We start from the raw sequence: 7812 nt of genomic DNA on the forward strand, positions 1-7812 counted from the left end.
CGGGCGGATCTTCAGGACGTATGCAACCACCGTGCCTGATGCGCGTCCAGCGCGGGCGGCGGCAGGTCGGCGACCGGGCGCTGGCCATCGAACAGCATGGGGTTGGCCACCATGGGCGGGGTCAGCGCGTCGCGTGGTTGTAGCGCCATTCCGCGCGCCGCCACATGCGGGTGTTCCATCACTTGAGCAATGTCAAGGATTGGCGCGCAGGGCACGCCCGCCTGGTCGAGCAGGGCGACCCACTCGGCGGTGTCCTTCTGCATCGTCCAGCCGGTGATCAGCGGCACCAGCGTGGCGCGGTGTTCGACGCGCGCCGGGTTGGTCGAGAAGCGCGCATCGCGCGAGACCGCAGGCTGTCCGGCGGCGTCGCAGAACTTGGCGAACTGGCCGTCGTTGCCCACCGCCAGCACCATGTGGCCGTCGCGCGTGGGGAACACCTGGTAGGGCACGATGTTCGGGTGCGCATTGCCCATGCGCGTCGGCGTCTTGTTCCCGATGAGCTGGTTGCTGGCCTGGTTGGCGAGCATGGCCACCTGCACGTCGAACAGCGCGGCGTCGATCACCCGGCCATTGCCGGTGCGGGCCCGCTCGTGCAGTGCCGCGAGGATGGCGGTGGTGGCGTACACACCCGTCATCAGGTCGGTCACAGCCACGCCCACCTTCTGCGGCTCTTCGCCCTTGTTGCCGGTGATGCTCATCAGGCCGCCTTCGGCCTGGATGGCGAAGTCGTAGCCCGCCTTGTGGGCCAGCGGACCGGTCTGACCGTAGCCGGTGATGGAACAATAGATCAGGCGCGGGTTGATGGCCTGCAGGCTCACCGCGTCCAGGCCGTAACGCGCCAGCTGGCCGACCTTGTAGTTCTCGATCAGCACATCCGCCTCGCGCGCCAGTTCGCGCACGGTCTGTATGCCTTCGGGCGAAGCGATGTCGATGGCCACCGAGCGCTTGCCGCGGTTGGCGCACACGAAGTAGGCGGCCACGCGCGCATCGCCGTCGCCCCACCACGGCGGGCCCCAGGTGCGGGTGTCGTCACCCGCGCCCGGGCGCTCGACCTTGAGCACCTCGGCGCCGTAGTCGGCCAGCATCTGGCCGGCCCAGGGACCGGCCAACACGCGCGAGAGGTCGAGCACACGAACGCCCGCGAGCGGGCGGGGGGGCAGGGCGCTCATTGAGCCGCAGCGGCCAGCGAAGCGGCCATGATGTCCAGGCCTTCGTCGAGGATGGCGTCGCTGGCCACCAGCGGCACCAGCACGCGGATCACGTTGGCGTACACGCCGCAGCTCAGCAGGATCAGGCCGCGCTTCTGCGCCTCGGCCACCATGCGCTTGGTCAGGTCGGCGTCGGGCTGGTGCGGGTCGCCGTTCTTGCACAGCTCGATGGCCACCATGGCGCCCAGGCCGCGCACCTCGGCGATGCAGTTGTTCTGCGCTTGCAGGGCCTTGAGGCGGCTGGTCAGGCGCTCGCCCACGGCGCGGCTGCGCGCCAGCAGGTTTTCCTTTTCAAAGGTGTCGATCACCGCCAGCGCGGACGCGCAGGCCAGCGGGTTGCCGGCGTAGGTGCCGCCCAGGCCACCCACGGCGGCGGCGTCCATGACCTCGGCCTTGCCGATCACGGCCGACAGCGGCATGCCACCGGCCAGCGACTTGGCCATGGTGATCACGTCGGGCGCCACGCCCCACTGCTCGCAGGCCAGCCAGGTGCCGGTGCGGCCGGCACCGGTCTGAACCTCGTCGGCGATCAGCAGGATGCCGTGCTGATCGCACAGGGCGCGCAGGCGCTGGGCAAACGCGGGTGATGCCGCGTAGAAGCCGCCTTCACCTTGCACCGGCTCCAGGATGATGGCGGCCACGCGCGACGCTTCCACGTCGTACTTGAACAGCGCTTCCACCGAGGCCATGGCGTCGTCCTCGCTCACGCCGTGCAGCGGGTTGGGGAACTTGGCGTGGAACACCTCGGCCGGGAAGGGGCCGAAACCGGCCTTGTACGGGGCGACCTTGCCGGTCAGGGCCATGCCCATCAGGGTGCGGCCATGGAAGCCGCCGCCAAAGGCGATCACGGCCGAGCGCTTGGTGTAGGCGCGGGCCACCTTGACGGCGTTTTCCACCGCTTCGGCGCCGGTGGTCAGGAAGAAGCTCTTCTTGGCGAAGTTGCCCGGCGCCATGGCGTTGAGCTTTTCGGCCAATTCCACATACGACTCGTAGGCCAGCACCTGGAAGCAGGTGTGCGTGAAGCGTTCGAGCTGGTCGGCCACGGCCTTGACTAGCGCAGGGTGGCGGTGGCCGGTGTTGAGCACCGCAATGCCGCCCGCGAAGTCGATGTAGCGCCGACCTTCCACGTCCCAGACCTCGGCGCCTTCAGCGCGGTCGGCGAAAATTTCAAAGCCTTGGCCCAGCCCGTTGGGCAGGGCAGCGCGACGGCGGGCCATCAGGGCGGCGTTGGTGAAGTGGGGTTCGCGTTGCATGCAGGGCTCCGTTCGTGAACAAGAAAAATCATGACCCCCAAACCTGGCTTTGCCAGGCCCCCCGAGGGGGTGCGGTCGTTCTTGGGGCGGCCCGGCGAACAACCTGGGACTGGGGCGCACTGTAGGCGCCAAAGCCGGCGGCTAACATATACAGACACCGGCTGCACAGCGATGCACTGTATAGCCCTGTTGGCCTGTACAGACAAACCCCAATTCCCCTCGTCCATGTTTTCCCTTAACCCGAAAGGCGCGACCCCGCTGGTGGTGCAGATCGTCGAGGGTTTCCGCGCCGCCATCCAGGGCGGGGGCCTGCGCCCCGGCTCCAAGGCCCCTTCGATCCGCCAGTTTGCGCACGCGCACGGTGTCAGCACCTATACAGTTGTCGACGCCTACGACCGGCTGGTGGCGCTGGGCTACTTCGTTTCACGCCCGCATTCGGGCTTTTTCGTGCGCCAGCGGGACGCGCTGGCGCGCGTGGCGTCCAACGGCGCACCGGCCGAAGCGGCCAACTACAACTTCGATTCGATGTGGTACCTGCGCCGCGTGTTCGAGGCGCGGGCGCTGCGCATGAAGCCAGGCTGCGGCTGGCTGCCCGGCGACTGGCTGTTCGAGGAGGGCATGAGGCGCAGCCTGCGCACCCTGGCGGCTGAGAACGTGGACCTTGGCGGCTACGGCGAGCCCAAGGGCTTCATGCCGCTGCGCCAGCTGGTGCGCGACCTGCTGGCCGAGCAGGAGATCGCCGTCAGCGCCGACCAGGTGCTGCTCACCCAGGGCTCCAGCCAGGCCATGGACCTGGTGGCGCGCCGCCTGGTGCGCCCGGGTGACGCCGTGCTGGTGGACGACCCCGGCTACCCGAACATGCTGTTTTCGTTGCGTTTCCTGGGCGCGCGCCTGATCGGCGTGCCGCGCACGCCCGACGGCTACGACCTGGCCGCGCTGGAAGCCCTGGTCAAGGAACACCAGCCCAAGGTGTTCTTCACCCACCCGCGTCTGCAGAGCCCGACCGGCTCGGTCGCCAACCTGGCCCACCTGCACCGGGTGGTGCTGCTGGCCGAGCAGCACCGGTTCACCGTGGTCGAGAACGACATCTACGCCGACCTCGACCCCGAGCCGCGCCCCTCGCTGGCCAGCCTGGACCAGCTGCAGCGCGTGGTCTACATCAGCAGTTTCTCCAAGACCATCTCACCCAACATCCGCGTGGGCTACATGGCCGCGCCGCCCGACCTGCTGGAAGACTTCGCCCAGCTCAAGATGATTTCCGGCCTGACCTCGTCCGAGTTCAGCGAACGGCTGGCCTACGGCGCGCTGGTGGACGGCCGCTGGCGCAAGCACCTGCGCGGCCTGCGCGAACGGCTGGCGCAGGCGCACCAGCGGGTGGGCCAGGCTCTGGAGAGTCTGGGTTTCGACCTGTTCTGCGAGCCCAAGGCCGGCATGTTCCTCTGGGCGCGCCACCCCGACATCCAGAACGCCACCGAGCTGGCCTACCAGGCGGCCGAACAGGACATCCTGCTCGGCCCCGGTCACCTGTTCGACCCGGAGCTGCGGCCCAGCCCCTGGTTCCGTTTCAACGTCGCGTTCACCGACGATCCTAGGGTGCTGAGCTTCCTCAGCGACCACCGCCACGCCGGTTGAGTGCGCCGTTTGCGCGAAAATAGCGGGCTTCGCGCCCGCAAACCACTGGGTTAAGCGCCCGCGTCAGCCGGCGCCACCCACCGATAACCCCTCAGACAGGCCACCATGACCGCCCCTGCCGTTGCTTCCGTCGCCGACATCCGCAAGACCTTCCTGGACTTCTTCGCCTCCAAGGGCCACACCGTGGTGGCGTCCAGCCCGCTGGTGCCGGGCAACGACCCCACGCTGATGTTCACCAACTCGGGCATGGTCCAGTTCAAGGACGTGTTCCTGGGCACCGACAAGCGCAACTACGTGCGCGCCGCGTCGGTGCAGGCCTGCCTGCGCGCCGGTGGCAAGCACAACGACCTGGAAAACGTGGGCTACACCGCCCGCCACCACACCTTCTTCGAGATGCTGGGCAACTGGTCGTTTGGTGACTACTTCAAGAAGGAAAGCCTGAACTGGGCCTGGGAGCTGTTGACCCAGGTGTACAAGCTGCCCGCGGACAAGCTGTACGCCACGGTCTACCAGGAAGACGACGAGGCCCATGCCATCTGGGAAGACATCTTCGTGAAGGCTGGCTGGACGCCCGAGCGCGTCAAGCAGGAGGGCCGCATCATCCGCATCGGCGACAACAAGGGCGGCCGCTACAAGAGCGACAACTTCTGGATGATGGCCGATACCGGCCCCTGTGGTCCCTGCTCGGAAATCTTCTACGACCACGGCGACCACATCCCCGGCGGCCCTCCGGGCAGCCCCGACGAAGACGGCGACCGCTTCATCGAGATCTGGAACAACGTGTTCATGCAGTTTGACATGAAGGAAGACGGCTCGGTCACGCCGTTGCCCGCGCCCTGCGTGGACACCGGCATGGGCCTGGAGCGCCTGGCCGCCATCCTGCAGCACGTGCACAGCAACTACGAGATCGACATCTTCGACGTGCTGATCAAGGCCGCCGCGCGCGAGACTTCGACCGCTGACCTGAGCAACCCTTCGCTCAAGGTGATCGCCGACCACATCCGCGCCACGGCGTTCCTGATCAGCGACGGCGTGATCCCCAGCAACGAAGGCCGCGGCTACGTGCAGCGCCGCATCATCCGCCGCGCCATCCGCCACGGCTACAAGCTGGGCCAGAAGACCCCGTTCTTCCACAAGCTGGTGCCCGATCTGGTGAAGATGATGGGCGAGGCCTACCCCAACATGGCGTCGCAGGCCCAGCGCATCACCGAGGTGCTCAAGGCCGAGGAAGAGCGGTTCTACGAGACCCTGGCCAATGGCATGGAAATCCTCGACGCGGCCCTGGCCGACGGCGCCAAGGTGCTGCCGGGTGATGTGGCCTTCAAGCTGCACGACACCTACGGCTTCCCGCTCGATCTGTCGGGCGACGTCTGCCGCGAGCGCGGCCTGACGGTGGACGAAGCCGGTTTCCACGCCGCGATGGAAGCACAGAAGGCCAAGGGCCGCGCGGCGGGCAAGTTCAAGATGGACAAGGCGCTGGAATACACCGGCGCCGGCAACACCTTCGTCGGCTACGAGCAGCTCGAAGCCCCCTCCAGGGTGGTGGCGCTGTACCTGGACGGCACGCCCGTGGCCGAACTCAAGACCGGCCAGCAGGGCGTCGTGGTGCTGGACACCACGCCGTTCTACGCCGAGAGCGGTGGCCAGGTCGGTGACGAGGGTGTCATCACCAGCGGTGTCGCGACGTTCGCCGTCGGCGACACGCAGAAGATCAAGGCCGACGTGTTCGGCCACCACGGTGTGGTGGAGCAGGGCACGCTGGCCGTGGGCGACACGGTCACCGCGTCGGTCAACCTCGACCAGCGCGCCGCGACCATGCGCAACCACAGCGTTACCCACCTGATGCACAAGGCCCTGCGCGAGGTGCTGGGCGCCCATGTGCAGCAGAAGGGTTCGCTGGTCGATGCCGAGAAGACGCGCTTTGACTTCACCCACAACGCGCCGGTCACCGACGAGCAGATCCGCGAGATCGAGCGCCGCGTGAACGTGGAGATCGTCGCCAACGCGCCGACCCAGGCGCGCGTGATGGACATCGAATCGGCCCAGAAGACGGGTGCCATGATGCTGTTCGGCGAGAAGTACGGCGACACCGTTCGCGTGCTCGACATCGGTAGCAGCCGCGAACTCTGCGGTGGCACGCACGTCAAGGCCACGGGCGACATCGGCTTCTTCACCATCACCGCCGAGGGCGGGGTGGCCGCCGGCGTGCGCCGTGTCGAAGCGACCACCGGCCTGAGCGCGCTGCGCTACGTGCAGGGTATGGAAGACACGCTGGGCGGCGTGGCCGGCACGCTCAAGGTGGCGCCGGGCGAAGTGCCTGCCCGCGTGGGCGCGCTGCTCGAGCAGATGCGCGAACTGGAAAAGGAAATGAACGCGCTCAAGAGCCGGCTGGCCTCGGCCCAGGGCGACGAGCTGGTGAACCAGGCGGTCGACGTGAAGGGCATCAAGGTGCTGGCTGCGACGCTGGCCGGTGCCGACGCCAAGGCTCTGCGCGAAACCATGGACAAGCTCAAGGACAAGCTCAAGACCGCCGCCATCGTGCTGGCCGCGGTTGATGGAGGCAAGGTGCAGCTGGCCGCGGGCGTGACGGCCGACAGCGTGGGCAAGCTCAAGGCTGGTGAGCTGGTGAACTTCGTTGCCCAGCAGGTGGGCGGCAAGGGCGGCGGCAAGCCCGACATGGCCATGGCCGGTGGCACCGGTGCGTCGGGCCTGCCGAAGGCTCTGGCGTCTGTGCAGGCCTGGGTCGCAGAGAAGCTGTAAATCTCAGTCCGGGCTGGGCCAGTCCAGGCTCAGCCCGCTTTCAAAGCGCCGTCGCTCGCCCGTCACCGGGTCGGTGAACCCGATGCCCCGCGCCAGCAGGCGCAGCGGGTCCGCGAAATCCTCCGGCTCTCCCGGCCCGCGTCGCACGCGCGGGTAGAACTGGTCACCCGCCAGCGGCAGACCCAGCGCGGCCATGTGCACGCGCAGCTGGTGGCGCTTGCCGGTGACGGGTTCCAGGCGGTAGCGGGCCCAGGCGCCGCGACGCTCCAGCAAGGCGATGGCGGTTTCGCTGTTGGGCTCACCCTCGATTTCGGTCATGCGGTAGAACGCGTCGGGGTCTTCGGCCATGCGGCTGCGGTGCACGCGGGGCAGTGGCAGCACCGAATCGAACGGTGCGATCGCCTCGTACACCTTGTCGACCGAGCGTTCGCGGAACAGCGCCTGGTAAGCGCCGCGGTCCTGCGGGCGGACGCTGAACACCACCAGCCCTGCGGTCTCTCGGTCGATGCGGTGGATGGGGCTGAGCGTGTCGATGCCGGTGGCCTGCTTGAGCCGCACCAGCAGGCTTTGGCGCACGAAGCGGCCGGTGGGCGTGACGGGCAGGAAGTGCGGCTTGTCGACCACCAGCAGGTGTGCGTCCTGGAACCGCAGCGTGGCCTCGAACGGGATTTCGGGCTCGTCGTCGAGCGCTCGCCAGTAGTACAGCCGGCCGCCACCGCGGTAGGCATCGTCCGCGCGCACCGGCTGGGCGTGGTCGTCCAGCACCTGGCCGCCGGACAGGCGCTGTTGCCAGGCGCCGCGGTCCACCGCGGGCAGACGCTCGGCCAGGAAGTCCAGCAGGGTCGGCCAGCGGCGGTCGTCCGCAGGCAGCAGAGGCAGCGCCACGCAACTGGGTGAAACGCCGTTGCGGGTCGGGATCAAAGGGTTCTTGGGCGGGCGGGCCATGGGGGCGGTGGGCG

General features: G+C 68.2%; 5 protein-coding genes. 2 read left to right on the forward strand and 3 right to left on the reverse strand.

Going from position 1 to position 7812, the window contains the following annotated elements:
* Positions 1-11 precede the first annotated feature (11 nt).
* Both HFL01S_RS18025 and gabT read right to left on the reverse strand, forming a co-directional pair.
* Complete coding sequence (locus HFL01S_RS18025) at positions 12-1169, reverse strand: CaiB/BaiF CoA transferase family protein (protein ID WP_066261102.1); 1158 nt, start codon at positions 1167-1169, stop codon at positions 12-14.
* Positions 1166-2461 (reverse strand): 4-aminobutyrate--2-oxoglutarate transaminase, encoded by a 1296-nt coding sequence (gene gabT / locus HFL01S_RS18030; RefSeq protein WP_066261104.1) that lies wholly within the window; start codon positions 2459-2461, stop codon positions 1166-1168. Before gabT ends, HFL01S_RS18025 begins: the two co-directional genes overlap by 4 nt.
* A 225-nt stretch (positions 2462-2686) precedes the next feature.
* Here gabT and HFL01S_RS18035 point away from each other — a divergent pair, with 225 nt between their 5' ends.
* Together HFL01S_RS18035 and alaS are read left to right on the forward strand one after the other, a co-directional pair.
* On the forward strand, positions 2687-4093 hold the full coding sequence (locus HFL01S_RS18035) for an aminotransferase-like domain-containing protein (RefSeq protein ID WP_066261106.1): 1407 nt from the start codon (positions 2687-2689) through the stop codon (positions 4091-4093).
* A gap of 105 nt (positions 4094-4198) precedes the next feature.
* Entirely contained in the window at positions 4199-6853 is a 2655-nt protein-coding gene (gene alaS / locus HFL01S_RS18040) for an alanine--tRNA ligase (protein ID WP_066261107.1), read from the forward strand.
* A gap of 3 nt (positions 6854-6856) precedes the next feature.
* Here the strand turns inward: alaS and HFL01S_RS18045 are convergent, their stop codons facing one another.
* The gene (locus HFL01S_RS18045) at positions 6857-7798 is read right to left on the reverse strand and encodes a pseudouridine synthase (protein ID WP_066261108.1); all 942 of its coding nucleotides are present in this window, start codon (positions 7796-7798) and stop codon (positions 6857-6859) included.
* Positions 7799-7812: the final 14 nt, after the last annotated feature.

Source organism: Hydrogenophaga flava NBRC 102514 (assembly GCF_001571145.1).
In the GTDB taxonomy this organism is placed as follows: domain Bacteria; phylum Pseudomonadota; class Gammaproteobacteria; order Burkholderiales; family Burkholderiaceae_C; genus Hydrogenophaga; species Hydrogenophaga flava.